The 26,499-nt window shown below is 67.8% G+C and carries 24 protein-coding genes; 11 read left to right on the forward strand and 13 right to left on the reverse strand.

Annotated elements, in window-relative coordinates:
- The first annotated feature begins 21 nt into the window (after window positions 1-21).
- From ACSSVZ_RS17400 to ACSSVZ_RS17430, 7 genes are all read left to right on the forward strand, one after another.
- Window positions 22-1,032 (forward strand): TAXI family TRAP transporter solute-binding subunit, encoded by a 1,011-nt coding sequence (locus tag ACSSVZ_RS17400; protein ID WP_453971986.1) that lies wholly within the window; start codon window positions 22-24, stop codon window positions 1,030-1,032.
- A 277-nt stretch (window positions 1,033-1,309) separates the two neighbouring features.
- Complete coding sequence (locus ACSSVZ_RS17405; protein WP_453971987.1) at window positions 1,310-2,323, forward strand: TAXI family TRAP transporter solute-binding subunit; 1,014 nt, start codon at window positions 1,310-1,312, stop codon at window positions 2,321-2,323.
- 123 nt (window positions 2,324-2,446) lie between these two features.
- Window positions 2,447-4,411, forward strand: a complete 1,965-nt coding sequence (locus tag ACSSVZ_RS17410; RefSeq protein ID WP_453971988.1) for a TRAP transporter permease — start codon at window positions 2,447-2,449, stop codon at window positions 4,409-4,411.
- A gap of 22 nt (window positions 4,412-4,433) precedes the next feature.
- On the forward strand, window positions 4,434-5,693 hold the full coding sequence (locus ACSSVZ_RS17415; RefSeq protein ID WP_453971989.1) for an alpha-hydroxy acid oxidase: 1,260 nt from the start codon (window positions 4,434-4,436) through the stop codon (window positions 5,691-5,693).
- Entirely contained in the window at window positions 5,690-7,330 is a 1,641-nt protein-coding gene (locus ACSSVZ_RS17420) for a thiamine pyrophosphate-requiring protein (protein ID WP_453971990.1), read from the forward strand. The genes ACSSVZ_RS17415 and ACSSVZ_RS17420 overlap by 4 nt, the downstream gene beginning before the upstream one ends.
- A gap of 30 nt (window positions 7,331-7,360) precedes the next feature.
- Window positions 7,361-8,749, forward strand: coding sequence for an FAD-binding oxidoreductase (locus ACSSVZ_RS17425; protein ID WP_453971991.1), 1,389 nt, complete (start codon window positions 7,361-7,363; stop codon window positions 8,747-8,749).
- Between the two features lie 39 nt (window positions 8,750-8,788).
- Window positions 8,789-9,778, forward strand: coding sequence for an amidohydrolase family protein (locus ACSSVZ_RS17430; RefSeq protein WP_453971992.1), 990 nt, complete (start codon window positions 8,789-8,791; stop codon window positions 9,776-9,778).
- A gap of 59 nt (window positions 9,779-9,837) precedes the next feature.
- Here ACSSVZ_RS17430 and ACSSVZ_RS17435 read toward each other — a convergent pair whose 3' ends face one another.
- Both ACSSVZ_RS17435 and ACSSVZ_RS17440 read right to left on the reverse strand, forming a co-directional pair.
- Complete coding sequence (locus tag ACSSVZ_RS17435) at window positions 9,838-10,536, reverse strand: SDR family oxidoreductase (RefSeq protein WP_453971993.1); 699 nt, start codon at window positions 10,534-10,536, stop codon at window positions 9,838-9,840.
- A 131-nt stretch (window positions 10,537-10,667) separates the two neighbouring features.
- Complete coding sequence (locus ACSSVZ_RS17440) at window positions 10,668-11,135, reverse strand: (2Fe-2S)-binding protein (RefSeq protein WP_453971994.1); 468 nt, start codon at window positions 11,133-11,135, stop codon at window positions 10,668-10,670.
- Between ACSSVZ_RS17440 and ACSSVZ_RS17445 the strand changes: the two genes are divergently transcribed.
- Entirely contained in the window at window positions 11,134-11,268 is a 135-nt protein-coding gene (locus tag ACSSVZ_RS17445; protein WP_453971995.1) for a hypothetical protein, read from the forward strand. The genes ACSSVZ_RS17440 and ACSSVZ_RS17445 overlap by 2 nt on opposite strands.
- Here ACSSVZ_RS17445 and ACSSVZ_RS17450 read toward each other — a convergent pair.
- From ACSSVZ_RS17450 to ACSSVZ_RS17495, 10 genes are all read right to left on the reverse strand, one after another.
- The gene (locus ACSSVZ_RS17450) at window positions 11,253-11,954 is read right to left on the reverse strand and encodes an ABC transporter ATP-binding protein (protein ID WP_453971996.1); all 702 of its coding nucleotides are present in this window, start codon (window positions 11,952-11,954) and stop codon (window positions 11,253-11,255) included. The genes ACSSVZ_RS17445 and ACSSVZ_RS17450 overlap by 16 nt on opposite strands.
- Window positions 11,948-12,724, reverse strand: a complete 777-nt coding sequence (locus ACSSVZ_RS17455; protein WP_453971997.1) for an ABC transporter ATP-binding protein — start codon at window positions 12,722-12,724, stop codon at window positions 11,948-11,950. Before ACSSVZ_RS17455 ends, ACSSVZ_RS17450 begins: the two co-directional genes overlap by 7 nt.
- The gene (locus ACSSVZ_RS17460) at window positions 12,721-13,701 is read right to left on the reverse strand and encodes a branched-chain amino acid ABC transporter permease (protein ID WP_453971998.1); all 981 of its coding nucleotides are present in this window, start codon (window positions 13,699-13,701) and stop codon (window positions 12,721-12,723) included. The genes ACSSVZ_RS17455 and ACSSVZ_RS17460 overlap by 4 nt, the downstream gene beginning before the upstream one ends.
- A gap of 17 nt (window positions 13,702-13,718) precedes the next feature.
- Entirely contained in the window at window positions 13,719-14,633 is a 915-nt protein-coding gene (locus ACSSVZ_RS17465; RefSeq protein ID WP_453971999.1) for a branched-chain amino acid ABC transporter permease, read from the reverse strand.
- A gap of 77 nt (window positions 14,634-14,710) precedes the next feature.
- Window positions 14,711-15,874, reverse strand: coding sequence for an ABC transporter substrate-binding protein (locus ACSSVZ_RS17470; RefSeq protein ID WP_453972000.1), 1,164 nt, complete (start codon window positions 15,872-15,874; stop codon window positions 14,711-14,713).
- A gap of 26 nt (window positions 15,875-15,900) precedes the next feature.
- Window positions 15,901-16,866: an MBL fold metallo-hydrolase gene (locus ACSSVZ_RS17475; protein ID WP_453972001.1), complete on the reverse strand. Its 966-nt coding sequence runs from the start codon at window positions 16,864-16,866 to the stop codon at window positions 15,901-15,903.
- An 8-nt stretch (window positions 16,867-16,874) separates the two neighbouring features.
- Entirely contained in the window at window positions 16,875-18,050 is a 1,176-nt protein-coding gene (locus ACSSVZ_RS17480; protein WP_453972002.1) for an ABC transporter substrate-binding protein, read from the reverse strand.
- Between the two features lie 64 nt (window positions 18,051-18,114).
- On the reverse strand, window positions 18,115-18,663 hold the full coding sequence (locus ACSSVZ_RS17485) for a 3-hydroxyanthranilate 3,4-dioxygenase (protein WP_453972003.1): 549 nt from the start codon (window positions 18,661-18,663) through the stop codon (window positions 18,115-18,117).
- A 50-nt stretch (window positions 18,664-18,713) separates the two neighbouring features.
- Window positions 18,714-19,673, reverse strand: a complete 960-nt coding sequence (locus tag ACSSVZ_RS17490; RefSeq protein WP_453972004.1) for a dihydrodipicolinate synthase family protein — start codon at window positions 19,671-19,673, stop codon at window positions 18,714-18,716.
- On the reverse strand, window positions 19,670-21,949 hold the full coding sequence (locus tag ACSSVZ_RS17495) for a xanthine dehydrogenase family protein molybdopterin-binding subunit (RefSeq protein ID WP_453972005.1): 2,280 nt from the start codon (window positions 21,947-21,949) through the stop codon (window positions 19,670-19,672). The genes ACSSVZ_RS17490 and ACSSVZ_RS17495 overlap by 4 nt, the downstream gene beginning before the upstream one ends.
- A 127-nt stretch (window positions 21,950-22,076) precedes the next feature.
- Here ACSSVZ_RS17495 and ACSSVZ_RS17500 point away from each other — a divergent pair, with 127 nt between their 5' ends.
- Complete coding sequence (locus tag ACSSVZ_RS17500; RefSeq protein ID WP_453972006.1) at window positions 22,077-22,985, forward strand: LysR family transcriptional regulator; 909 nt, start codon at window positions 22,077-22,079, stop codon at window positions 22,983-22,985.
- A gap of 39 nt (window positions 22,986-23,024) precedes the next feature.
- Here the strand turns inward: ACSSVZ_RS17500 and ACSSVZ_RS17505 are convergent, their stop codons facing one another.
- Window positions 23,025-23,906 carry an alpha/beta hydrolase gene (locus ACSSVZ_RS17505; RefSeq protein ID WP_453972007.1) on the reverse strand — a complete coding sequence of 294 codons (882 nt, stop codon included), beginning with the start codon at window positions 23,904-23,906 and terminating at the stop codon, window positions 23,025-23,027.
- A 326-nt stretch (window positions 23,907-24,232) separates the two neighbouring features.
- Between ACSSVZ_RS17505 and ACSSVZ_RS17510 the strand changes: the two genes are divergently transcribed.
- Together ACSSVZ_RS17510 and ACSSVZ_RS17515 are read left to right on the forward strand one after the other, a co-directional pair.
- Complete coding sequence (locus ACSSVZ_RS17510; protein ID WP_453972008.1) at window positions 24,233-25,456, forward strand: MHYT domain-containing protein; 1,224 nt, start codon at window positions 24,233-24,235, stop codon at window positions 25,454-25,456.
- 168 nt (window positions 25,457-25,624) lie between these two features.
- Window positions 25,625-26,488, forward strand: a complete 864-nt coding sequence (locus ACSSVZ_RS17515) for an FAD binding domain-containing protein (protein WP_453972009.1) — start codon at window positions 25,625-25,627, stop codon at window positions 26,486-26,488.
- Window positions 26,489-26,499 lie beyond the last annotated feature (11 nt).

Consider the following 26,499-nt stretch of genomic DNA (forward strand, 5'->3'; position numbering starts at 1 on the left):
ACCACAGGGGAGGACGTTTCCATGAAATTGCAGACGAAGTCCGTCTTGCGTTCGGTCGTCGCCGGTCTGGCGATGAGCGTGGCCCTCGCCGGCACCGCATCGGCGGAGCTGTCCGTCGACCGGCTGACCATCGCCACCGGTCCGGCGGGGCTCTATTATTCCCAGATCGCCACCGCGCTCACGACCATCATCCAGGAGAAGACCGGCATTCCCTCGACGGCCCGTCCGCATGGCGGCACGTCGCAGTATCTGCCGCAGCTGCACCGCGGAGAGGTGCTCCTCGGCATGAATTCGGGCCTGGATGCCAATGCTGCCTATTCCGGCAAGGAGCCGTATCCCCAGGCGATGGACAACATCCGCGCCGTGTCGGTGATCGGCCAGGCCAACTATTCCTTCATCGCCCGCGCCGATTCCGGCATCAAGACGATCGCCGACGTGAAGGGCAAGCGGGTCATCACGAGCTATCGCACGCTTGCCCTCTTCGACGACGTGAACCGGGCGATCCTCGCCACCGCCGGCCTGAGCGAAGACGACGTGATCGCCGTCGCCGAGACGAACGTGCCCTCGGCCATCAAGGCGTTGACGGAAGACCGGGTCGACGTGACCGCCGCGATCCTGGGCATCACCGCGCACCGCGAGGCCGATGCCGCCATCTCCGGCGGCACCCGGGTCGTCGCGCTCGGGCCCGATCCGGCTCCGATCGACGGCCTCCGGGGCTTCCATGTCGGGATGATCGAGCCGGGACCCGCCAGCGTCGGGGTCGCCGAGCCGACGCGGATTGCCATCTACGATTCCTACCTGAACACCGGCGTCCACGCCGATGCCGACGACATCTATGAAATCGCCAGGATGACCCACGAGAACTGGGGAGAGATGCAGAAGGCCGTGCCGGCGCTGCGTGGCATGACCGCGGAGCAGATGATGCCGGAGCGGATCAGCCATCCCTTCCACGAAGGTGCGATCCGCTACTTCCGCGAGATCGGCCTGTGGACCCCTGAGCATGACGCACAGCAGGCCGAACTGCTGAAATGAGACACGCAGGACACGGCAGCCAGCCGTAGCTCAAGCTCCACCGCACAACCTCGGGCGGCGGCGGACATTCCGGCTTCATTGGACCGCCGGCCCGCAAGGGGGTCGCGCCGGCGACTGCCTGAAATATCGCCGGGCTTCCCCCTTGACCGGCAAGATCGGCCTACGTACCGTGCTGCCTATATAAGGGTCCCTGATCTGACATCGACATCCCCGTCACTGGGGATGCGGCTGCCTTGAGACGGCCGGCGATCAGGGATGAAGCGCGAGGGGAAAAATCATGTCGACACAGACGAGATCCGTCTTCAGGTCACTTGTCGCGGCGGCCGCGATGAGCATTGCGTTCGGCCAGGCGGCATCCGCCGAGATATCGGTGGACCGCATCACGGTTGCCACCGGCCCGGCCGGGACGCTTTACGCGCAGCTTGGGACCGCACTGTCCACCCTGATCCAGGATAAGACGGGCATTCCGTCGACCGCACGGCCGCACGGCGGCACCTCGCAGTATCTGCCGCAGCTGCACCGCGGCGAGGTGTTCCTGGGCATCAACTCCGGTCTCGACTCCAATGCCGCCCTGCTCGGCAAGGAGCCCTATCCGCAGGCGATGGGCAACATCCGGGCCGTGCTGGTGATCGCCCAGGCGAAGTACTCGTTCATCGCGCGCGCCAACTCCGACATCAAGACCGTCGCCGACGTGAAGGGTAAGCGGGTCATCACCAGCTACCGCACCCTCGCCCTGTTCGACGACGTCAACCGCGCGCTCCTGGCAACGGCGGGCCTGACCGAGAAAGACGTGACCGCGGTTGCAGAAACCAACGTGCCGTCGGCGCTCGCGGCCCTCGCCGAAGACCGGGTCGACGTCAGCGCCTCGATCCTCAGCATCCCGTCGCACCGCGAGGCCGATGCCGCCATTCCCGGCGGCACCCGGGTCGTTGCGCTCGGTCCGGACGACGGCCCCGTCAACGCGCTGCCGAGCTTCCATGTCGGCATCATGCAGCCGGGACCCGCTTCGGTCGGCGTGACGGAGCCGACCAAGGTCGCCATCTACGATTCCTACCTGAACACCGGCGTCCACGCGAACGCCGACGACATCTACGAGGTGGTCAAGACCACCTACGAGAACTGGGCTGACATGCAGAAGGCCGTGCCGGCGCTGCGTGGCATGAAGCCCGAGCAGATGGTGCCGGAGAAGCTCAGCCATCCGTTCCACGACGGCGCGATCCGCTACTTCAAGGAGATCGGCCTGTGGACGCCGGAACTCGACGCTCAGCAGGCGGCGTTCCTGAAGCAATAGAAGCTTCGCTCACACCACCCATCCGGGCAGCAGGCCGCCGCAGAGCGCGCCGCTGCCCGGGTTTTCCAAGCTTGTGATCTCCCGCTCCCTGGGGGGCGGTGACGAATATTCGGCACCCCGTTCATGTCGCGCGTCACGTCAGGCCTTCTCAAGCTCTACTACGCCTATCTGCTGATCGGCGGCATCTGCTGGGCCATGGACCTGCCCCTGCGGCTGGGCATCAACCTCGTCGATTCGGAATGGCTCGGGCCCTATCTCGGCGTTGCCGTGGCGGCCGGATTCCTGCAGAAGCCGTATGGCAAGAAGGCCGGCCTGATCGAGGTCGTCTTCGGCCTTGCCGCCATCGGCTGCTGGAGCTGGATGTCCTACAACTTCGAGGGCTGGCTCTTCGACTTCATGGGCACCACGCCCGAGAAGTTCGTGCCGGGCATCTTCGGCATCGTGCTGATGCTGGAGGCCCTGCGGAAGGTCTGCGGGACGGGCATCGCGGTGCTCGTCTGGGTGCTGATCGCCTACGCCTTCGTTGGCTGGGTGCTGCCGCAACCGTTCGAGGCGGACAAGCTGCCGCCCGAACGCGTCATCATGTACCTCTACTCCGATACCAGTGCGATCCCGGGCCTCGTGCTGTCGATCGTCGCCTCGCTCGTCCTTGCCTTCATCGTGCTGGGCAAGCTGATGGAGGTCGGCGGCGCCACCAATTTCTTCACCGACCTCGCCATGTCGATGATGGGCCACCGGCGCGGTGGTCCGGCGAAGGTCGCCGTGATCGCCTCCAGCCTGTTCGGCAGCGTGTCGGGCTCGCCCGTCGGCAACATCATGTCGACCGGCGTCGTCACCATCCCGCTGATGAAGCGGACCGGCTTCACCGCCGCCCAGGCCGCGGCCATCGAGGCCGTCGCCTCGACCGGCGGCCAGATCGCCCCGCCCGTCATGGGCGCCGCGGCGTTCCTGATGGCCGAATTCCTGCAGATCGACTACTATCAAGTCGTGCTGGCCGCCCTCCTGCCGGCAATCTTCTACTATATCTGCCTGTTCGTTCAGGTGGACGCCATCGCCGAGCGACGCGGCCTCGTCGGGCTGCCCCGCAGCGAGCTTCCGAAGATCGGCACGGTCTTCAAGCGCGGCTGGTTCTTCGTCCTGCCGCTCGTCCTGCTGATCTATCTCCTGTTCTGGGCAAACATGGCACCGGCGGCCGCCGCCCTCACCGCCGGCGCCACGCTGCTGGTCCTGGCAATCGTCATGGGCCGCTTCCGCACCTACTCCGAATGGCGCGCGTTCGTTCTCGGCGGCGGCGAGTCGATGATCCCCATCGTGCTCATCGCCGGCGGCGCCGGCGCGGTCGTCGGCGTCATGAACGTGTCCGGCCTCGGTCAGTCTCTCTCCTTCATCGTGATGCAGGTCGGCACGAACTGGGGCGTGTTCGCGATGCTGGTGCTCACCGCCATCCTGTCGATCATCCTCGGCATGGGCATGCCGGTGACGGCGATCTACATCGTGCTGGCGACCGTCATCGCGCCGTCGCTCGTCGACATGGGGCTGACCCCGCTCGCCGCGCACCTGTTCATCTTCTACTTCGGCGTGATGTCCTTCCTGACCCCGCCGGTGTGCGTCTCGAGCTTCGTCGCGGCGAGCCTCGCCCGGGCCGGCATGTGGAGCACCGGCTGGATCGGCATGCGCTTCGCCTCGATGGCGTTCATCCTGCCGTTCATCTGGGCCTACGACCCAGCCCTGCTCCTCGACGGCACCCCGCAGGCGATCGTGACGGTGGTCGCCACGACGCTGGCGGCGATCCTGCTGATCAGCCGCGTGTCGCGCCTGCTGGAGCATCCGAACCCGGCGAGCATCGCCATGGCCCTGGTGGCCGCCGTCATGGTCGTTGCGATCGTGTCGGCGCCGGTTTGGGCCGGCCCCGAAGCGATCCTGACGCTCGTCGTCGCCGCGGTGGGCTTCGGGGTCTATTTCCTACTCCCCCGCGTCTCGCTGCCCGGCATTCGCGCCGAGGGAGGGCCGGTCGTCGTCCCCGGCGAGCCCGAGCGGCGTCCGGAGACCTCCGAAAGCCTGTCCCATGCAGAGCCGAAGCGCAGCTGAGGTGAGCGGAGGAACGACGGCCGTGGCTGATTCAGACGACAGCCGCCTGACCGACAGGCTGTCGGCCTGGCGCAAGACGTACCCGACGTTGCCCGAGCTGGAGGCCCCTGCCCGCCGCCGGCTGCCCTATTTCGCCTACGACTTCCTGCAGGGCGGGACCGGTGCGGAGACCTGCCGCGCCCGCAACATCGCGGCGTTTGGCGACATCACCGTCGCGCCGCGCTACGGCGTCGACGTCGCCCGCGTGGACACCTCGATCGAGCTGTTCGGAAAGCGCCATGCCGCACCGCTCGCGATCGGGGCGATCGGAATGGACGGAATGATCTGGCCGGGGGCGACAGCCGCCCTGTCCCGCACGGCCCAGGCGCACGGCATCGCCCATTCCACCAGCACGATGGCGACCGCCGACCTGGAATCCGTCGCGCGCATCGCCCCCGATGCGTTCTGGTTCCAGCTCTACGGCATGCCCGGGGGCGACCATCGCACCACCTTCGATCTCGTCCGCCGCGCCCAGGATGCCGGCGCGCACGCGCTGATCGTGACCCTGGACATCCCGCGGCCCGCCAAGCGCAACCGCGACCTGAAGAACGGCCTGTCGATCCCGTTCCGGATCCGGCCGCGCATGATGGCCGCCGCGCTCACCCGCCCCCACTGGCTCGCCGCCATCCGGCGCGAGGGCATGCCGCGCTTCGCCAACATGGCCGCCTATTGCGGACCGGACCCGAGCCGCGAGGATCTTGCCGCCTTCGTCCAGCGCGAACGGGCCGGTGCGTTTTCCTGGGAGCTGGTCGCCCGGGTGCGCGAGCAGTGGACCGGACCGCTGCTGGTCAAGGGCATCCTGCATCCGGCCGATGCGGAGCGCGCGGTCGCCCTCGGTGCGGACGGCATCATCGCGTCCAACCACGGCGGTCGCCAGTTCGACGCGGCGCCGGCGCCAATCGACGTGCTGCCGGCCATCCGCGAGGTTGTGGGCAACCGCGCCAGGGTGCTCGTCGACAGCGGCGTCATGTACGGCGTCGACATCCTCAAGGCGCTCGCCTGCGGCGCCGACGCCGTCCTCGCCGGCCGCGCCTTCATGCTCGGCCTGGCGGCTCTCGGCCCGCTCGGCGGACATCACGTCGCCAGCATACTGATCGAGGAATTTTCCCTCGCCCTCGCCCAGTCCGGTCACCTGACGGCCGAGGATGCGAAATCCGCCACCATCCGCCACCCCAAGGCCTGGTCCGCCGCCGACTTCACCGAGCGCGGCAAGGCCCATCACGACACAGGATACGCCCCATGAAAGTCGGAGACGCGATCGCCGAGATCCTGAAGCGCGAGGGCATCGAACTCGTCTTCGGCTATCCGGTCAATCACGTGATCGAGCACGCCGCCGTCGCCGACATCCGGCCGATCATCGTGCGCCAGGAGCGCACCGGCATCCACATGGCCGATGCGATCTCGCGGATGTCTTCGGGCAAGAAGATCGGCGTCTTCGTGATGCAGAGCGGCCCGGGCACGGAGAACTCCTACGGAGCCATCGCCCAGGCCTACTCGGAATCCGTGCCGATCCTGGTGATGCCCGGCGGCTACGCCCGGCGGATGGCCCACATCGACCCGCATTACAACGCGACCGTCGCCATGCGCGACATCACCAAGTCGGCCGAACCGATCAACGTCCCGGCCGAGATCCCCAACATCTTCCGACGCGCCTTCTCCAAGCTCCGCAACGGCCGCGGCGGCCCTGTCCTGATCGAGATCCCCGGCGACATCTGGTCGGAAGAGGTGCCGGAGCCGCTGGACTACCGCCCGGTGCTCGCGACCCGGAGCGGGCCCGATCCCGAGGCGGTCCGCGAAGCCGTCGACACGCTCGTGGCGGCGAAGCGACCGGTGATCTATGCCGGCCAGGGCATTCACTATGCCCGGGCCTGGCCGCAGCTGAAAAGCCTGGCGGAACGCCTCGCCATTCCGGTCTGCACCAGCCTGGAAGGCAAGAGCGCCTTCCCCGAGGACCATCCGCTGGCGCTCGGGTCCGGCGGCGCGGCGATCCCGAAGACCGTCCGGCACTTCCTCGACGAGGCCGACGTGATCTTCGGCATCGGCTGCTCGTTCACCCAGACACCGTTCGGCGTGCAGATGCCGCTCGCCCGCAAGACCGTCATCCACGGCACCCTGGACGCGGATCACGTCAACAAGGAGTACGAGGCGACCACCGCGCTGATCGGCGACGCCGCCCTCACCCTCGACGCGCTCATCGCTGAACTCGACGGGCGCGGCATCGCGGCGCGGGCCCACGACGCGGTGGCGGAGGAAATCGCCGCGGTGAAGGAGGAATGGCTCGCGGAGTGGCTGCCGAAGCTCACATCCGACGCGAACCCGATGACGCCCTACCGGGTGCTCTGGGACCTCCAGCACACCGTCGACGTGGAAAACACCATCATCACCCACGACGCCGGCAGCCCGCGCGACCAGCTCTCGCCGTTCTGGGTCACCAAGGTGCCGCTCACCTACATCGGCTGGGGAAAATCGACCCAGCTCGGTTACGGGCTGGGCCTCGCCATGGGCGCCAAGCTCGCCTTCCCCGACAAGCTCTGCATCAACGTCTGGGGCGACGCGGCGATCGGCTTCACCGGCATGGACTTCGAGACCGCCGTGCGCGAGCGCATCCCGATCCTGTCGATCCTGCTCAACAACTTCTCCATGGCGATGGAGCTCCCGATCATGGGCGTGTCCACCGACAAGTACCGGGCGACCGACATCTCCGGGAACTACGCCGCCTTCGCCGAGGCGCTCGGCGGCTACGGCGAGCGGATCACCGATCCCTCGGAGATCGTTCCGGCCATCCGCCGCGGCATCGAGAAGACCCAAGCGGGCATCCCGGTGCTCCTGGAGTTCATCACCTCGCAGGAACTCGCCGCGTCCAAGTATCCGGCCGTCTGACACCCCAGGCGAAACGGGAGACCGCATGATATGACCATCGCCCAGTCCCAGGCAGCCGTCGTGGTCGGCGAGCTCAAGGACCATTTCGGCGAGCGGCTCGCCACCACCGAGGCCATCCGGCTGCAGCATGGCCGCGACATGTCGCGGTTGCCGGCGGCCCTGCCCGACGCCGTCGTGTTCGTCGAAAGCGAGGACGAGGTCCGCCGGGTGGTGTCGGCCTGCTTCCGCCACTCCGTGCCCGTCGTCCCCTACGGCGCCGGCTCGTCGATGGAGGGTCACACCATCGCGGTGAAGGGCGGCATCTGTATCGACATGAGCCGCATGAACCGGATCGTCGAGATCCATCCGGAGGATGGCGACGCGGTCGTCGAGGCCGGCGTCACCCGCAAGCAGCTCAACGCCCACATCCGCGACACCGGGCTGACGTTCCCGATCGATCCGGGCGCCGACGCCTCGCTGGGCGGCATGGCGTCGACGCGCGGCTCCGGCACCACCGCCGTGCGCTACGGCACCATGCGCGAAAACGTGCTGGCGCTGCGCGTCGTGCGCGCCGACGGCACCGTCATCACCACCGGCACGCGTGCCCGCAAATCCTCGACCGGCTACGATCTCACGCGCCTGTTCGTCGGCGCCGAGGGCACGCTCGGGGTGATCACCGAGGTGACCGTCCGGCTCCATCCGATCCCGGAGAGCGTCGCCTCGGCCATCTGCGCCTTCGAGACCGTCGAGGGCGCCGTCACCACGGTGATCGAGACGATCCAGCTGGGCGTTCCCATCGCAAGGGTCGAGTTCCTCGACGACACGGCGATCCGCGCCACCAACCTCTATTCCAAGCTCGGCCTGAAAGAGACGCCGACGCTGTTTCTGGAGTTTCACGGCAGCCCGCGCTGGGTCCAGGAGCAGTCCGAGACGGTGCAGGAGATCGCCGAGGCGAACGGCGGCTCCGACTTCGCCTGGTCGACGAAGGAGGAGGAACGCTCGCGACTCTGGCAGGCGCGCCACGATTCCATCTACTCCAACAAGGCGTTGCGGCCCGGCTGCGACTGCTACACCACCGACATCTGCGTGCCGATCTCGCGGCTGGCGGAAAGCATCCTCACCGCCCGGGCCGACATCGAGGCCTCGCCGCTGATCGGCAAGATCATCGGCCATGTCGGCGACGGAAACTTCCACATCGCCTATCTGATCGAACCGGACAACGCGGCCGAACTGGCCGAGGCCGAGCGCCTCGCCGACCGGCTGGTGGAGCGCGCCCTGAAGGTCGGCGGCACCGCCAGCGGCGAACACGGCATCGGCCTCGCCAAGCTCAAGTACCTGCGCAAAGAGCACGGCGACGCGATCGATTCCATGAAGGCGATCAAGGCCGCGCTCGACCCCACGGGGATCATGAACCCCGGCAAGCTCGGCCAGGTCGGCTGACCCGTTTCCAACCGCTCTGATGCAGCAAGGGAGATCCGCGTGACGAGCCCGGTGATCGACGTCCACACCCACATGATGAGCCAGCCCTACCTCGACCTCGTGCGGGAGAAGGGTGCGCCCAAGTACACCTTCCGCACCCTGCCCGAAGGCGGCGAGGTGGTGGACATGTACGGGTCTCCGTTCCTCACGCTGTTTCCCGCCATGCTCGACTACGACATGCGGATCAAGGCGATGGACCAGGCCCGCGTCGACGTCGCCATCGTATCCCTGACCTCGCCGAACGCCTATTTCGGCGACCCGGACGTCAGCATCGAGGCGGCACGCACGATGAACGACTGCTTCATCGAAGCCCAGCGCGCCTTTCCCGATCGCATCCGCTGGATGTGCTCGCTGCCCTGGCAGCACCCGGAACTCGCCAAGGCCGAGCTCAAGCGCTGCCTCGACGCCGGCGCCGTGGGCGTCATGGTGCTCGCCAACATCGACGGCATGTCGCTCACCGATCCGCTGTTCGCCGACATCTGGCAGACGATCGACGACCACGCCCTGCCGGTTCTCGTGCACCCTTCCGCACCGCCCGCCGTCGACCAGCTGGACATGCGTAAGCACAACATGGTGCCGCCGGTCGGCTTCGTCTTCGACACCACCATGGCGATCTCGCGGATGATCTACGACGGCTTCTTCGACCGCTATCAGAAGGTGAAGATCATCGCCTCGCACGGCGGCGGCGCCCTGCCGTTCATCGCCGGCCGCCTGGACATCTGCTACGACAAGATCCCGACCTGCGCCGCCCACGCGGAAGAACGGCCGACCCAGTATCTCCGCCGGATCTACGTCGATGCCGTCGTGCACCGTCAGGATGCCCTGCAGATGTGCATCGACGTCTGTGGGCCGGAGAACGTGCTTTACGGTTCCGACTATCCGCACAACATCGGCGACATGACGGGCTGCCTCGCGCGTGTGGATTCACTTGCCGGCGAGACCCGCCACCTGGTGCGCGGTCGCAACGCGGAACGCGTGTTCAAGCTCTGAGGGATGCGCCCCGGTCGATATGCCGGGGCTGCCTCCTCGGGCCGTTCCGATCCGGCAGGTCAGCCGCGCCCGAAGAACGGCACCCGCAGCGGCACGATGGTGGAATCGATCATCGTCACCTCGTCGGGCAGGCTCGCCATCAGCACGACGATCTTGCCGACGTCCTCGGGCTGGATCCGGTCCGGCGACGGCTGGTCGGTCACGCCCGGAACAAGCGAGGAGACCGTCGCGCCGGGATGCAGCGCCGATGCGGCGATGTTGAAGTCGCGGCCGTCGAGCGCCAGCGCCCGCGTCAGCCCTTCCAGCCCGAACTTGCTCGCCGTGTAGGCGGCGGAGTTCGGCCGCGGCCCCTTCGCCGAGATCGAGCCGATGTTGATGATGCGGCCTCCGCCGGCCGGCTTCATCAGCCGGATCGCCTCGCGGCTGCACAGGAACGCCGACGTGAGGTTGGTGTCGATCATCTCGCGCCAGCGCGCCAGGCTGATCTCGTCGGTGGGCGTTGCATCGGCGATGCCGGCATTGTTGACGAGAATCTTAGGCGAGCCGAGCCGCTCGACGGTGTCGCGGAACAGCGCTATGACCTGGTCCTCGCTCGTCACGTCGGTCGGCACGGCGATCGCCCTGCCCCCCTCCGCCTCGATTTCGGAGACCAGCTTCTCGAGCTTGTCCGCGCTGCGGGCCGCAACGGCCACGTGCGCGCCCGCCTTCGCAAGTTCCATGGCGATGCCGCGCCCGATGCCCGAGCTCGCGCCGGTCACAATCGCTACCCGTCCTTCGATCGATATCACCGCGTTCGCCTTCCCTGCGTGCCGGATCTTTTATCAGCCTCCCTGACATCGTAGCGAACCGCGCGCAACGGAAAAGGAGAAAGTCGCCCGCCTCCCCTCGCTCAGCCCATCTTTCTCGCCCCCGCCACGATCGACTGGACGATCCCCTCGTATCCGGTGCAGCGGCACAGGTTGCCCTCAAGGTCTGCCCGTACCGTCGCTTCGTCGAGATCGGAGCCGTGGCGCGCGACCATGTCGATGGCGGCCATGATCATCCCCGGCGTGCAGAAGCCGCACTGCAGGCCGTGGTTCTCGTGAAAGGCCGTCTGCATCGGGTGGGCCTCGTCGCCCGTCCGGATGCCTTCGATCGTCGTGACCGCGCATCCGTCGCAGGCCGCGGCCAGGATCGCGCAGGCCTTCACCGAACGCCCGTCGAGATGCACGGTGCAGGCGCCGCACTGGCTGGTGTCGCAGCCCACATGGGTGCCGGTCAGCCGGCACTGGGTGCGCAGGAAATCCACCAGCAGCGTGCGGTCCTCGACGTCGTCGCGCACTGCGGAGCCGTTGATGGTCAGGCGGATCGTGGTCATGCTGAAATCCGTTCATCGTGCGGCGCGCAAAGCGCTGCCGGCGGCGGCAATGGCGCACCGTTGGAAAGGCTTGAAGACAGGCTTTACGCTCGTCATCGCGGCCGCGGCGGGGCGCGCTCAGATGCCGACATAGCGCTCGACGACGTCTGAATCCCGGGCGAGATCCGCTCCGGTGCCGCTCCACACGGTCCGCCCCTTTTCCAGGATGTGATGCCGATCGGCGAGCCGCCGGAGCACGCCGATGTTCTTGTCGATCAGCAGGATCGACTGCCCCTCGCGCTTGAGCCGCACGACGCATTGCCAGATCTCGGTGCGGATGACCGGCGCCAGCCCTTCGGTGGCCTCGTCGAGAATGAGAAGCCGCGGGTTGGTCATCAGCGCGCGGCCGATCACCAGCATCTGCTGCTCACCGCCGGAGAGCGTGCCGGCGCCCTGGCTGGCCCGCTCCTTCAGCCGCGGGAACAGCGCATAGACCCCTTCCAGCGTCCACGGATTGGCGCGTTTCAGCCGGTTCGTGGCGGTCGCCACCAGATTTTCGCGGACCGTGAGGGTCGGAAACACCTGCCGGCCTTCCGGCACGAGGCCGACCCCCAGCCGCGCCACGGCTTCCGGTACCGCGCCCCCGATCGGCTTGCCGTCGAAGCGGATGTCCCCGCCCAGCACCCGGCAGGCGCCCATGATCGAGCGGACCGTGGTGGTCTTGCCCATGCCGTTGCGGCCGAGCAGCGTGACGACCTCGCCCTCGCCGATTTCCAGCGCCACGTCGAACAGCACCTGGGACTGGCCGTAGGCGGCCTGGAGGTTCGCGACACTCAGCATGCGAGATCCTCCTCGCGCAGCTCGTCGCCCTCGCCCAGATACGCGGTGCGGACCTCCTCGCTTTCGCGGATCTCGTCCGGCGTTCCGCTGGCGATCACCCGCCCGTAGACGAGCACCGAGATGCGATCAGCGAGCGCGAACACGGCGTCCATGTCGTGCTCCACCAGCAGCATCCCGACCCGGGACTTGAGGCCGGAGAGGATCTCGATCATCTCCGCGCTCTCCACCGGCCCGAGACCGGCCATCGGCTCGTCGAGGAGCAGCAGCCGCGGGCGCGACGCGAGCGCCACGGCGAGTTCCAGCTGCTTGCGCTCGCCGTGCGCGATGTTGGCGACCAGCGCATCCGCCCGCCCGGCGAGCCCGACCTGGGCCAGGTAGCCGCGCGCCGGATCGAGCAGACGCACGTCGTTGCCGGCGCGCTTCCAGAACCGGAAGCTGTGGCCCTCGCGCACCTGCACCGCGAGTGCGACGTTCTCCAGCACCGTGTAGTCCGGCAGCAGGCAGGTGATCTGAAACGACCGCGCCAGCCCGAGATGCACCCGCCCCGCGACGCTGACGCCGTCGATCGGCGCGCCATCGAGCGAGATCGTGCCCGCGTCGTGCGAAAGCTCGCCGCAGAGCTGCGCGATCAGCGTCGTCTTGCCGGCCCCGTTCGGGCCGATCAGCGCATGGATTTCCCCCGGATGGACGTCAAGGTCCACGTGGTCGGTGGCGACGAGGCCGCCGAAGCGCTTCACCAGCCCGCGGACGGCAAGGATCGGTTCGGTCATTTGCGGCCTCCCGCAAGACGACCCACGAGGCCCTGCACGCCGCCGTGGGTGAAGAGCACGACGAGGAGCAGGATCAGGCCGAGCGGCAACTGCCAGTTCGCCGTCCACGACGCCAGCACCGACTCCAGCACGATGAAGACCGCTGCCCCGATGAACGGGCCGAACAGCGTGCCGACCCCTCCGAGGATGACCATGATCATCAGCTCCCCGGACTTGGTCCAGTGCAGCATGTCGGGGCTTGCGAACCGCAGCAGGTTGGCGGTCAGCGCCCCCGCAAGGCCCGCCCCCATGCCGGAGAGAACGAAGCCGACCAGCTTGTAGCGGTAGGTATCGAGGCCGATCGCGGCCATCCGGCGTTCGCTCTGGCGAATACCCACCAGCACGAACCCGAAGCGGGAGCGCACGACGCGCCAGATGACGAGCAGCACCATCGCCGCAAGCGCCAGGCAGAGATAGTACATCGTCGCCTTGTCGCGCAGGTTCAGCCCGAAGAACGCGTTCGTCCGCCGGATCATCAGCCCGTCGTCGCCGCCATAGACCTCCAGCGAGACGAACAGGAAGAACACCATCTGCGCGAAAGCGAGCGTGATCATGATGAACTGCACGCCGCTGGTGCGCAGCGACAGCGCGCCGATGGCCGCCGCCACCAGCCCGGCGAGGAGGATCGCCAGCGGCAGCGTGACGATGAGCTGGTTGGTGCCCGGGATGATGCCGAACAGCGCCTCCCCGGCATCGTAGTGATAGGACAGGATCCCGACCACGTAGCCGCCCACCCCATAGAAGGCGGCGTGGCCGAACGAGATCATGCCGCCATAGCCCAGCGCCAGGTTCAGGCTGGCCGCCGCGATGCCGTAGATCAGCGCGCGGGTGGCCAGCGAGGTGAATGCGGTGTTGCCGGCCGCATCGGCGAGGTACGGCAGTGCCAGAAGCACCACCGCCAGGACGACGAGCAGACCGACTTTGACGGGTTTTGTCATGCAGGATCCGGCCGGTCTCACGCGCTTTTCACGAAAAGGCCCTTGGGCCGGATGAGGAGGACCACCGCCATCAGCAGGTAGATGCCCATGGAGGAGATGCCGGCGCCGAGCGCATCGGCCTCGGGCCCGACCATCACCTCCCGCAGCATGCCGGGCAGGTAGGCGCGCAGGAGGGTATCGACGACGCCGACGAGGAGGCTGGCGAAGAAGGCGCCGCGGATCGACCCGACGCCGCCGATCACCACCACCACGAACGTGGTGATGAGGATCTGCTCGCCCATGCCGACCTGCACCGCCAGGATGGGGCCGGCCATGAAGCCGGCGAACCCGGCCAGCAGCGCGCCGAGCCCGAACACAAGCGTGTAGAGCACGCCGACCCGGACGCCGAGCGCCCGCACCATCTCGCGGTTGGTCGATCCGGCGCGCACCAGCATGCCGATGCGCGTGTGGTTGATCAGGCCGTAGAGGCCGAGGGCGACCAGCAGCCCGAGCACGATGATGGCCAGCCGGAACACCGGATAGACGAGCCCGGGCACGAGCTCCACGGACCCGGCCAGGATCGGCGGCATCGCCACGAACAGCGGCTGCAGGCCGAACAGGATGGACACCCCCTGATTGAAGATCAGGATCAGCGCGAAGGTGGCGAGCACCTGGTCGAGATGGTCCCGCTCGTAGAGCCGCCGGATCACTACGTATTCGATCACGATGCCGGCGACGGCCGCCGCCAGGATGGCGGCCGGCAGGCCCAGGAAGAACGAGCCCGTCGTCAGCGCGACGTAGCTGCCGGCATAGGCGCCGATCATGTAGATCGAGCCATGGGCGAGGTTGATCACGCCCATGATGCCGAAAATCAGCGTCAGCCCGGCGGCCATCAGGAACAGCATGAAGCCGAGCTGGAGGCCGTTGAGGAGCTGTTCGAAAAACAACGTCATGCGCGCGTCAGCCCCGATCGCGGTCGGAAGGAGGACCGGCGGCGAACGGGCCGCCGCCGGTCGAACAGGTCAGGTGCCTACATCTTGCACTGGTCGGAGTAGGCGTCGCCATGGTTCTCGAAGACCTTGCCGATCGTCTTGATCATCGGCTTGCCGTCGTCGCCCTCGACCACCTTCAGCGCGTACCAGTCCTGGATCGGGTGCTGGTTCGGACCGAACGAGAACTTGCCCCGGACGGAGTCGAAGTCGGCCTTGCGGAGCGCCTCGCGGAAGGCATCCGCATCCTCCACGTCGCCACCGGTCGCTTCCAGCGCGGAGGCGATCAGCTTCGCCGTGTCGTAGCCCTGGCTCGCATAGTAGGTCATCGGCCGGTCGTAGGCCTTCTTCCAGGCAGCGACGAAGGCCTTGTTGGCCGGGTTGTCGAAGTCCTCGTTCCAGTGGCTGGAGACGTTGACGCCGAGAGCGGCGTCGCCCAGCGCGTTCAGCGTCGCACCGTCCATCGACGGTTCGGCCACCACCATCGGAATGGTGCCGAGCAGGCCGGCCTGCTTGTACTGGCGCATGAAGGCGATGCCCATGCCGCCCGGCTCGAACTGGAAGACCGCGTCCGGCTTGGCATCGCGGATCTGCGCCATCTCGGCGGCGAAATCGGTCTGGCCGAGCTGGGTGTAGACCTCACCGACGATCTCGCCCTTGAAGAAGCGCTTGAAGCCGGTGATCGCGTCCTTGCCGGCCTGATAGTTCGGCGCCAGCACGAAGGCCGTCTTGTAGCCGAGGTTGGTGGCGTTCTGGCCGGCGCTCTCGTGGAGGCTGTCGTTCTGCCAGGCGACGACGAAATAGTTCTCGTTGCAGCCTTCGCCGGCAAAGGTCGACGGCGCGGCGTTCGGGCTGATGTAGAACGCGCCTGCGTCGAGAATGTCGGGCACGGTGGCGCCGGCAACGTTGGAGAACACAATGCCGGTGAAGACCTTGACGTCGTCGTCGTTGAGGAACTTGTCGGCGACCTGGCGCCCGTTCGCCGGCTTCAGCCCGTCGTCCTCGACCATCAGCTCGACCGGCACGCCGCCGAGCTTGCCGTCCTCCATGCCCAGCTTGAAGCCGTCGAGGATGTCCTGACCGAGATAGCCGGCAGGCCCCGACAGCGTGGTGATGAAGCCGATCTTCACCGCATCCTGGGCCATCGCCGGTGCCGCGACGAAAGCCGAAAGCGCCAGAGCGGCACCAATTGTCTTGAGCGTCATTGGTAGATACCCCTCACTGCTGGTTCTCATTTTTGGAAGTTGCCGAGTGCAGGCTGGTCGCCCGTCTCGACATTGAGGGGACGGTAGCAGAAGTCGCATCCGTCCTGCACCACGTGGCCGAAGACGGGCACGGGGAAATGGTAGGGGGCAAGCACCGAACCGCGCACGGACGCCTCCGAGATGATCCGCCGTCGGGTCGTGCGCGCCTCATCGGGCCTGACACAGAAATTCGAGACGATATCGAGATCCGTCATCTGCAATGGGTGGTGGATGACGTCTGCGAGGAACAGGACGTCCGTGTCCCCTGCGGTCAGGTGGACGATCGACATGCCGTCGGTGTGGCCGGGTGCCGGCTCGAAATGCAGGCCGGCGGCGATCTCTCCCGGAGACTCGAGCGCCTCGTAGCCCACCGTCTCGATGATCGGCAGTATGCTGTCGGAATAGGCCCCGTGAAGCAGCGTGTCCGCACCGTCCTTCTCGGCGCTCGCCTTCCAGAAGGCGAGTTCGGCCTGTGGAACGACATAGCGCGCATTGGGGAACGTCGGCTGCCAGCCGCCGTCGGTCCAGGTGGTGTTCCAGCCCACATGATCCGCATGCAGATGGGTGGTGACGAGCAGGTCCACGTCGCCCGGTGCGATCGACAACGCCGACAGCGTGTCGAGAAACGGAGCGCTGCGACGATGCCAGGCCGGCCGGTCGGGCCGGTCCTTGTCGTTGCCGATACCCGCATCGATGAGGGCGACGAAATCCGGCGTCTCTATCAGATAGACGTTGAAGTTCAGCCGCATGCTGCCGGATTCCGGCTCCAGCGTTCCCGCCGGGACATGCGGTTTCATCCGCTCGAGATCCGCGTTGCTCAACTCCGAGAACATCGCCCGGACCGGCCAGACGATGCTGCCCGGCTCGGGGATGCAGGTAACCGCAACCGGCCCGGCTTCAAGCCGGTCGACGCTCGTCCCGAGTGGATTGAGCTGCCTGCGGACGGTCTTCATCGTTCGGTTCAGAGCTCGCATTCCGACGCGAACGGATCGCCGTGGTGTTCGAGGATCTTTGCGCGCGTCTTCAGGGTCATGGCGCCATCGGCGCCGGGCGCGACCGTCATCGCGTACCAATCCTGGATCGGATGCTGGTTCTTTCCGAACTCGAAGTACCCGCGGACGGAGTCGAAATCGGCCTTCAGCATGGCGGTGCGGAACGCCTCGGTGTCGTCGACGCTGCCGCCGGTCTGCTTCAGGGCCGCGGCAATGGCGCGGGCCGTGTCGTACCCCTGGGCCGCATACATGGTCGGGGTGCGATCGTAGGCCTCCTCGAATTTGGCGACGAACTCCCTGTTCGCGGGATTGTCGAGATCCGTATTCCACGCGCCGGAAACGTTGAGCCCGTCAGCGGCTTCGCCGACGGCCTGCAGGATCACGTGATCCATGGACGGTTCGGAGACCACCATCGGGATCGTGCCCAGCAGCCCGGCCTGCTGATACTGGCGCGTGAAGGCAATCCCGAGCCCGCCAGGCTGGAACTGGAACACCACATCGGGAGCGGCAGCGCGGATCTGCGCCATTTCCGCCGCGAAGTCCGACTGGTCGAGCTTGGTGTAGATCTCGCCGACGATCTCGCCCTTGAAGTAGCGCTTGAAGCCCTGGATCGCGTCCTTGCCGGCCTGATAGTTCGGCGCAAGGACGAAGGCCCGCTTGTAGCCGAGGTCGGTGGCGTTCTGACCGGCGCTGCCCTGCATGGTGTCGGTCAGCCAGGAGACGACGAAGTAGTTCGCGTTGCAGTCCTTCCCGGCAAACTCCGAGGGGCCGGCGTTTGGGCTGACCATGATGCCGCCCGCCTCGACCACCTCGGGAACGACCGCTCCGGCAACGTTGGAGAAGATCAGTCCGGTGAACAGCTTCACGTCCTCGTCCGTCAGGAAGCGGTCGGCGATCTGCCGGCCGTTCGCCGGCTTCAGGCCGTCGTCCTCGATCATCAGATCGACGGGGACGCCGCCCAGATTTCCGTCTTCCATGTCGACAGCCAGCTGAAAGCCGTCACGCACGTCCCGCCCCAGATAGCCGGCCGGCCCCGACAGGGTGGTGATGAAGCCGATTTTCAGGGGATCCTGCGCCATCGCGCCGGCGCCGCCCATGGCGGCGGCGAACACGCCCGCCGCCAAACACACTTGACCAAATTTCATGCCACTACTTTCAAAAAAGGCAGTTCCAAACCGCTGGGTGCAAGGACGTTGTGTTCCGGGCGGTTCAAATCTTCACCCAACCTTCCGGCGGTGCCTTGCCCGGGTGGATCGCGCCGCACTCCGGACACTTCCGCGCCGCCTCGTCGGCATAGAACGCCTCGTAGATCGGCGGCAGGTCGCGCACGATGCTCTTCAGCGAGACTTCGACGCGCTTCACCAGGGCGTGGCACTCGAAGCAGTACCATTCGAACGCATCGAGCTGATCGGAGCCGCGCTTCGGCTCCACCACCAGGCCGACCGAGCCCTCCTGCGGCCGCTGCGGCGAGTGGCGGACGTGCGGCGGCAGCATGAAGATCTCGCCGGCGCGGATCGGCACGTCGTAGAAGTCGCCGTTGTCGACCACCTTGAGGACCATGTCGCCCTCCAGCTGGTAGAAGAACTCCTCAACCGGGTCGTCGTGATAGTCGGTCCGCTTGTTCGGGCCGCCCACCACCGTGACCATCAGGTCGGCATCCTCCCAGACCTGCTGATTGCCCACCGGCGGCTTCAGCAGATGGCGGTGCTCGTCGATCCATTTCTGGAAGTTGAATGCGGAAAGTCGTCCCGTGCTCATGCCCTTGTCCTCTCGACTGCTTGCATTGACGCCCCACCGGCGCGACCGGGCTAACCCGCGGTCTTCAGGCCGCAACCCTCGAACGCCGCGCGGATCGCCGTCTTCTCGGCCTCGGTCAGCTCCAGGCAGGGAGGCCGCACCGTGCCGCCCACCTGGCCGAGCAGATCCTGCCAGTATTTCTGCTGGGCCTGCGGCTTCTCCGGCGGCCGCGTGGACTTCAGCGCGGCCCGCACCGGCTCCAGGCTGGCGCTGACGGCCCGCGCCTTCTCCGCCTCGCCGGCGAAGGCGAGGTCGGTGTATTCGCGCATCCGAAGATCGTGCTTCGTCTGGATCAGGTAGGGCGGCGACGAACACAGGTAGAGCCGCCAGTCGAGCTCCAGGATGTTGTCCAGCCACTCCTTCTCCGACGCCGTCGACACGATGATCCGGTCGCCGGCCAGCCGGGTCAGCTCGACGTACATCTCACGCGGCACAGAGTACTTGATCGCCACGACGTTCTCGATGTCGGCGAGCGTGTTGCAGAGTTCCGGGCTCATCAGGTAGCCGCTGTCGGGGTGGCTCCACAGCGCGATGCCGATGTCGACCTTGTCGGCGATGGTCCGATAGTAGTTCAGCAGCGTCTCGTCCTGCGCCTCGTAGAAGTGCAGGATCGGCGCGTGCACGACGATGTAATCGGCGCCGCAGGACTGGGCATGCCGCGCGAGCTCGATCACCGTGTCCATGTTCTGGTCGGAGCACGACATGATCGTCGCCGCCCGGCCGGCGCACGCCTCCACCGCCAGATCGAAGGTGCGCTTGCGCTCGTCGAGCGACATCGAGAAGAACTCGCCCTGCTTTCCGGCGATGAAGAAGCCGTCGATCTTCAGATCCTCGATCCAGTGATCGATGTTCTTGCGCAGACCGTCCTCGTCGATCGCCAGCGTGTCGGTGAACGGCGTCAGGGCGGCGGCCCAGATGCCCTTCATGTTCTCGAACGCGTACGCCTTCGCATCCTTCTTCGCATATTTCATTGGTCGTCCGCGCCTCGTGCGTTCGTCGGTCTGCCGGCAATGGCACGCCAGACCTTTTCACTCGTCAATGGCATTTGCAGTTCGTTGGGTCCGAACGGCGCAACGGCGTCGCAGACCGCATTGAAGATCGCCGCCGGAACGCCGATGCATCCCGCTTCGCCGATCCCTTTCGCGCCCAGGGCGTTGGACGGCGAACGGGTGACGATCTTGTCGATCTCCACCGGGGGCATGTCGTCGGCCCGGGGCAGCGCGTAGTCCATCAGGGACCCCGTCAGCAGCTGGCCGTCGTCATCGTAGACCAGCCGTTCGAGCATCGCCTCGCCCAGCCCCTGGGCAAGCCCGCCGAGCATCTGCCCGCGGGCCAGAAGCGGATTGACCACCACCCCGGCGTCGTCGATCCAGACCAGCCGCTCGATGCGGGTTTCTCCGGTGTCGCGGTCGATGGCGACCGCCGCCAGACAGGCCCCGCTGGCCCATGCCTCGCCGTCCGCATGGTAGACGGCCGAACAGGTCAGCGCCGTCTCTCCGGCCTCTCCCTGCCCGTGCAGCTGGCGGGAGAGGTCATCCAGCGCGATCGATGCGCCGGTGTCGCCGCGATAGAGCCGGCCCGGCTGGAATCGGATCGCCTCGGGGGCGCACTGAAGCAAGCCGGCGGCGGCCTCCGCAAGCTGCGACCTGAGCCCCTCGCACGCCCGCAACATGGCGCTGCCGCCGATCGCGGTCGAGCGGCTCGCGAGCGCTCCGAGACCGGACGCCGCCGTGGACGTATCGCCCTGCCGCACCGTGACGACGTCCGGCGTCGTGCCGAGGGCGTCGGCAACGATCTGGGCGAACGCCGTTTCGCGGCCCTGTCCCTGGGCACTCGCGCCGGTCGTCGCCACGAAGGTGCCGTCGGGGCGCACCGTCACGGCCGCGCTTTCCCAGCCCTGGCCGCAGGGCTCGATGTAGAGGCAGATGCCGATGCCGACGACCTCCCCGGCGGCGCGGCGCCGGTCTCGTTCTGCGCACAACTGCGCATAGTCGGCACGCGCGCGCAGCGTCTCCAGCAGGCGCACGAAGTCGCCGGAATCGACGCCTTCTCCGGTCAGCCGGGCGAGCGGCATGGAGTCCGCCGGGGCCACGTTCCGCAGACGAAGCTCGATGGGATCGATGCCGGTGGCGCGCGCGCCTTCGTCCATCAGCCGGTCGAGCAGCATGGCCGCCTCGGGCCGGCCGGCTCCGCGATAGATTCCCACGGCGGCGCGGTTGGTCATGTGGGAGCGCGCGGACACGTCGAGGGCGCCGATCCGATAGGGGCCCGGCAGGATGCGGAGCGCGTTGTTCGGGGGCACGACCGCGCTGTAGGTCATCCAGTGGCCCTGCTGGAACGCCAGTCTCGCCCTCAGCGCAAGCGCCTCTCCGTCCGCCGAAAACGCCATCTCGCCCGTGGAGGTCGCGCCGCGCCCCTGTGTGGCCGCGAGCAGGTCCTCGCCGCGCGTCGCACACCACTTGACCGCCCCGCCGATGGCGCGCGCCGCGAACGCGACCATCACGTCTTCCGGATAGATCGAGGCCTTGCCGCCGAAGGCGCCGCCGACATCGGGCGCGATCACCCGCACCCGGTCGAGCGGCAGGCCGAGGATCCGGCAGAGGTCCTCGCGCACCCGGTAGGGCGTCTGGGTGGAGCACCAGGCGGTGAGGCCGTCCTCGCCCCAGACCGCAAGTGCGGCGCGCGGCTCCATCGGCGTCGGCGCCACGAGCGCATGCTCGATCCGCACCGCTACGACGTGATCCGCGCCGGCGAAGGCCGCATCGACGTCGCCCGCGGTCAGCGCCTGTTCGACGGAGCGGTTCCCCGCCGTTCCGTGGGCCGGAGGGAGGGCATCGACGTCGATGTCGATCAGCAGCGCCGCATCCCTGGCAATGGCTGCGGTCTCGGCAACCACCGCGGCAACCGGCTGCCCCAGCGCCCCGACGCATTCGGTGGCGAGGACCTCGAACGGCGCTTCGACCAGATCGGCGATGATGGGGTTGATGGCGTTGCGGCCCAGCCTGCCGAGATCGCGGGCCGTGAAGACCGCCACCACGCCGTCAGTGGCGCGCGCCGCCTCGCAGTCGATCGCGACGATCCGGCCGTGTGCATGGGGGCTTCGGGCGAAGGCCAGGTGCAGGCAACCGTCCGGCTGAAGATCGTCCACATAGGTGCCGCGGCCGCTGGTAAAGCGGTCGTCCTCGCGCCGCAGCATGCTGCGCCCGAGCCAGGGCATGGTCGCTGCGGATGCGGACGTGACGCCCAAGCTGCCTCCTGATTGCACAAGCCGGTCCAGTGACCAATCGCTATGCAACAGGGAACCACCCGGCTATCTATATGTGAAGGCTGGATCCCATGATAAATTAATCTGAAATTGCTATAAATAAGGCCGCATGCGGATCACCCTCAAACAGATCGAGGCCTTTCTTGCCGTCGCCGACAGCGGGAACTTTTCCCGCGCGGCCACGCGACTTCAGTCTGCGCAGCCGGCGGTTTCGCAGGCCGTGAAGGAGCTCGAGACCGAACTCGGGATCCGGCTGTTCGACCGGACGACCCGGCGCGTCGAACTGACGGACGCGGGTCGGGAATTCCAGGCATCGGCCGAAAAGATCGTCGAGGACCTGGGCCACGCGGTGACCAACCTCAACGCCCTGGCCGAGCGCCGACGCGGCCGCATCCGCATCGCCGCCCCGCCGCTGCTCGCCGCTGCGGTCCTGCCGGAGGCCATCGCCGAGTTCCGGCGCGAAGCGCCCGGCATCAGCGTCGATCTGATCGACGCAAGCACCGACGAGATTATCGATAGCGTACGCTCGGGCCGCGCCGAGTGCGGACTGGGCACCTTCCCGCCCGGCGACGACCAGATCGAACGGCTGCCGCTCGCGCGCGACGAGCTCATGCTGTTCTGCCAGGCCGGCTCGCCCCTCGCCGGCGGCGACCGGGTCGAGTGGCGCGCCCTCGACGGCGAAGCGCTGGTCACGCTGACCCGCGGCAGCGGCATCCGGCTGCTGACCGAAGTGGGCTTCGAAACGGTCGGCATCGGTCTCGTGCCCAGCTACGAGGTGAACCAGGTGACGACGGCGATCGCGCTCGTCGAGGCCGGCCTCGGCGTCGCGGTGCTGCCCACCTATGCGCTGGCGGCCGCCCGCAACGGCACCTTGGCCGGCCGGCCGCTCGTCGCCCCGACGATCGGCCGTGAGATACAGCTGATCCACGCCAGCGGACGATCGGTTTCACCGGCGGTCGCCGCCTTCACCCCGATCCTCCGCCGCTGCATTCAGCGTCTCAAGCCGGCCTTTGGATAGAATGGGCCCGGCGGGCCGCGACGTGGTGCCCTCGCCGTCTCAGCCCGGATGGCGTCCGGAGATCAGATCCAGCAGGGCCTGCCCGAGTTCGGTCCGGTCGGACGCCAGATCGAGCACCACGTCGAAATGGTGCCGATCGGCGACCTCCAGCAGCGTCGAGGGGAAGCCGGCGTCACGCCAGGCGTTGTGGAAGGCCTCCGACTGACGGCCGAAGCCGGGCGCCTCGTTGACGGCGTAGGCCACGACGATCGGGCTGCCCGTCCGGGGGATGTTCTCCGCCGGGCTCAGCGCCGCGACGTCGGCGTCGGTGAGCGTCAGCCATTCCGACACGAACGATTTGGCGATCGGCGCCAGGTGGAAGAGGCCGCTGACCGGCAGCGCGCCCTTCACCAGGGTCTCCGGCACGCCGAAATCCGCATGCCAGCCGCCGGCCAGAACCGCGCCGGTCAGGTGCCCGCCAGCCGAGCTTCCGCCGACGTAGATGCGGTCGGGGTCGATGCCGTAGCGCCGGCCCTCGCGGTGCAGGAAGGCCATGGCGGCGCGCACCTGCCGCACGATCTCGGCGAGCGTCACCTCCGGCGCAAGCTGGTAGTCGACGGCCACCGTCGCGATGCCGTGGCGGGCGAGCATCTCGGCCATGAAGGCGGATTCGTTCTTCGACAGCGCCCGCCAGTAGCCGCCGTGGATGAAGACGAAGGTGGCCCGGGGCTCCTCGCCGCCGCCGAAGATGTCGATCGTCTGGCCGCTCGCCTCGTCGTAGACGACGTCGAGGGCGGTGGCGACCTTGCGCGCCGCGACCGAGCCCTCCCGGTAGCGCTTCACGGTCTCCTCGAAGACCTCCGCGGAGACCGTCGCCCGCGCGTTGTAGTCGCCGTTGATGGTGTCGACCGGCAGTCCGGCCTCCTCGGATAGATCGCGCACGCTCGTCACTGAAAACTCCCGGAATCGTTGCCGCTGCCGGCGTTGCGGCCGACTCGGTGGGGAACGATAACGGCAAAACGGTGCGCGGAGAATCGCCGTCGTCGGTGCGCACCGATTCCGCTGCACCAAACTGCGCTATTTCGCCCTTTTTTGCGCTTTTGCGCAGCGTGCGCGGCGCGCTGTGCGCACCCCAGCAGTGCGCACGCGGACGCCGGCCCCGCGCCGGCGTTGTCAACGACCGTGGCCCGCATGTAGTCTTTCTAAACAAGAAGACGAACACCTCAGGGAGAGCGCACACGGACCCACCCCCGTGTGCCGATTGCGGGATGGTCACAGGCCACGATCCCTACCTCGTCGCGCTCTCGGTGATGGTCGCGATTCTCGGCGGCTACACCGGCTTCGGGCTCGCCGCGCGCGTTCGCACCATGCCCGGCGCGAACCGGCGGCTGCTGCTGTCCGGAGCGGCCTGCTTCCTGGCGGTCGGCATCTGGACGATGCACTTCGTCGGCATGATGGCCTCGCCCGTCTCGGAGGGGGCGGCGTTCCTGGTCCTGCCGACCATCGTCTCCTTCCTCATCTGTGCGCTGGTGGTCGGGGTCTCGCTGTTCTTCGTGTCGGTCGGCGAGCCGTCGGACGGGCGCGTCGCGGCGTCGGCCCTGCTCCTCGGGATGGGCATCGTGTCGATGCACTACGTGGGCATGCGCGGCCTGATGACCGGCGACCACGCCGTGCACGATCCGGCGATCATCGCCGCCGCCGTGCTCATCGCCGTGGTGACGGCGTTCGGGGCGCTCCGGATGTTCGTCCGTCCCCAGGCCGGCATGCGGCTTGCCGGCAGCGCGGTGGCCTTCGGCATCGCCGTTTCCGGCATGCACTACACGGCGATGTACGGGATGACCGAGCTGCAGGTCTGCGCGGCCGGCGATCCGGTCGGCGGGCTGACGGTGTCGGAGGCCGTGCTGTCGCCGATCCTCGCCCTCCTCTGCTTCTTCATCGCCGCCGGTTTCCTGCTGTTCCTCATTCCCGACCCCAGGCCGCGCGCGGCGCCGCTGGCAGCGGGTGGACCATCCGGCCTCGACGTGGCGACGGACTTCGGCCGCGGCGCTTCGGGCTCCCCCGAAGGCCCGCCGTCCGGGCCCCCGCCCGCCCTCTCCGAGGCTCCGCCGCTCGCCCCCCATGCAGCCAGGCTGCCGGTCGAAGGCTCGAACGGCACCTATTTCGTCGAGGCTTCGGAGATCCGCAGCATCAAGGCGAACGCCCACTACACGCTGGTGCACGACGGGGTGCGCGAGCGGATGAGCCCCTGGTCGATCTCCCAGGCGGAAGCCCAGCTCGACCCGAGCCAGTTCATCCGGGTCCACCGGAGCCACATCGTGGCGCTGTCGCACGTGGCGTTCCTGCGCAAGGAAGGCGACGGCGCGGTCGTGGAACTCGACGGCACCGCCCCGCACCTCGTTCCGGTCAGCCGCGCCCGGGTCGCCGACCTGAAGTCCCGCCTCGGACTGGCCAAGGCGCCGGAGAGCGCGCCCACGGAGCCCGAAAGCGTCTGAATCGCTGACGCAGTTCGTGCGGCCTCAGCCGCAGTTCGTGCAAATTCCCGCGCCTCGTGTTCGAGAATCCGGCCCGATCTTGCCAGCCCGGCGGGGGAAGCCGAGCCTTCCATCAACGTCCAGAGGCCGCGGATTGCGGCACTCAAGAAGGACGGATGGAGGACACGCATGATACCCGCTCCATTCACCTATCACCGGCCCTCGTCCGTCGACGACGCGGTCGGCCTGCTCGCCTCGCTCGGCGAGGACGTGGAGATCGTCGCCGGCGGCCACAGCCTGATCCCGATGATGAAGCTGCGCCTCGCCGCCCCGGAGCACCTGGTCGACATCGGCGGCCTGCCCGGCATGAAGGGCGTGCGCCGCGAGGGCGACCGCATCGTCATCGGCGCGCTCACCACCCAGCACGAGCTGATCGCCTCCGAGGAGATCGCCCGCACCCTGCCGGTGCTGATCGAGGCGGCCCTGCTGATCGCCGACCCGCAGATCCGCTACCGAGGCACGGTGGGCGGCAACGTCGCCAACGGCGACCCCGGCAACGACATGCCGGCGCTGATGATGATGCTGGACGCGACCTACAGCCTGCAGGGCCCGGACGGGGCCCGCGACTGCCAGGCGAACGGCTTCTACCAGAGCGCCTACTTCACCTCGCGCGAGCCCGGCGAGATCCTGACCGGCATCTCCATTCCCGTGCCGCCGGACGGCAACGGCGCGGCCTACGAGAAGCTGAAGCGGAAGGTCGGCGACTACGCGACCGCCGCCGCTGGCGTGATGCTGACGATGTCGGGCGGCACCGTCGCCATCTGCCGGATCGGCCTCACCAATCTGGGCGACACGCCGCTGCTGGCCGAGGACGCGGCCAACGCCGTCATCGGAACGACCCTCGACTCGGCCGCGCTGGATGCCGCCGCCAAGGCGGCCGAAGCGATCATGCAGCCGGCCGCCGACAGCCGCGGGCCGGTGGAATACCGCAAGCACGTGGGCGGCATCATGGTGAAGCGGGCCCTTGCGCGCGCCGCCGAACGCGCACGCTGAGGAGATCTGAA

This window comes from Amorphus sp. MBR-141, from assembly GCF_053628695.1.

What these genes read in the sequence shown, in the direction of transcription:
- ACSSVZ_RS17400 (WP_453971986.1), top strand. Translation starts at nt 22, where the DNA reads ATGAAATTGCAGACGAAGTCCGTCTTGCGTTCGGTCGTCGCCGGTCTG.
- ACSSVZ_RS17500 (WP_453972006.1), top strand. Translation starts at nt 22,077, where the DNA reads ATGCGGATCACCCTCAAACAGATCGAGGCCTTTCTTGCCGTCGCCGAC.
- ACSSVZ_RS17470 (WP_453972000.1), bottom strand. Translation starts at nt 15,874, where the DNA reads ATGACGCTCAAGACAATTGGTGCCGCTCTGGCGCTTTCGGCTTTCGTC.
- ACSSVZ_RS17480 (WP_453972002.1), bottom strand. Translation starts at nt 18,050, where the DNA reads ATGAAATTTGGTCAAGTGTGTTTGGCGGCGGGCGTGTTCGCCGCCGCC.
- ACSSVZ_RS17465 (WP_453971999.1), bottom strand. Translation starts at nt 14,633, where the DNA reads ATGACGTTGTTTTTCGAACAGCTCCTCAACGGCCTCCAGCTCGGCTTC.
- ACSSVZ_RS17425 (WP_453971991.1), top strand. Translation starts at nt 7,361, where the DNA reads ATGACCATCGCCCAGTCCCAGGCAGCCGTCGTGGTCGGCGAGCTCAAG.
- ACSSVZ_RS17450 (WP_453971996.1), bottom strand. Translation starts at nt 11,954, where the DNA reads ATGCTGAGTGTCGCGAACCTCCAGGCCGCCTACGGCCAGTCCCAGGTG.
- ACSSVZ_RS17460 (WP_453971998.1), bottom strand. Translation starts at nt 13,701, where the DNA reads ATGACAAAACCCGTCAAAGTCGGTCTGCTCGTCGTCCTGGCGGTGGTG.
- ACSSVZ_RS17445 (WP_453971995.1), top strand. Translation starts at nt 11,134, where the DNA reads ATGCTGAAATCCGTTCATCGTGCGGCGCGCAAAGCGCTGCCGGCGGCG.
- ACSSVZ_RS17475 (WP_453972001.1), bottom strand. Translation starts at nt 16,866, where the DNA reads ATGAAGACCGTCCGCAGGCAGCTCAATCCACTCGGGACGAGCGTCGAC.
- ACSSVZ_RS17490 (WP_453972004.1), bottom strand. Translation starts at nt 19,673, where the DNA reads ATGAAATATGCGAAGAAGGATGCGAAGGCGTACGCGTTCGAGAACATG.
- ACSSVZ_RS17485 (WP_453972003.1), bottom strand. Translation starts at nt 18,663, where the DNA reads ATGAGCACGGGACGACTTTCCGCATTCAACTTCCAGAAATGGATCGAC.
- ACSSVZ_RS17440 (WP_453971994.1), bottom strand. Translation starts at nt 11,135, where the DNA reads ATGACCACGATCCGCCTGACCATCAACGGCTCCGCAGTGCGCGACGAC.
- ACSSVZ_RS17420 (WP_453971990.1), top strand. Translation starts at nt 5,690, where the DNA reads ATGAAAGTCGGAGACGCGATCGCCGAGATCCTGAAGCGCGAGGGCATC.
- ACSSVZ_RS17410 (WP_453971988.1), top strand. Translation starts at nt 2,447, where the DNA reads ATGTCGCGCGTCACGTCAGGCCTTCTCAAGCTCTACTACGCCTATCTG.
- ACSSVZ_RS17510 (WP_453972008.1), top strand. Translation starts at nt 24,233, where the DNA reads ATGGTCACAGGCCACGATCCCTACCTCGTCGCGCTCTCGGTGATGGTC.
- ACSSVZ_RS17455 (WP_453971997.1), bottom strand. Translation starts at nt 12,724, where the DNA reads ATGACCGAACCGATCCTTGCCGTCCGCGGGCTGGTGAAGCGCTTCGGC.
- ACSSVZ_RS17515 (WP_453972009.1), top strand. Translation starts at nt 25,625, where the DNA reads ATGATACCCGCTCCATTCACCTATCACCGGCCCTCGTCCGTCGACGAC.
- ACSSVZ_RS17405 (WP_453971987.1), top strand. Translation starts at nt 1,310, where the DNA reads ATGTCGACACAGACGAGATCCGTCTTCAGGTCACTTGTCGCGGCGGCC.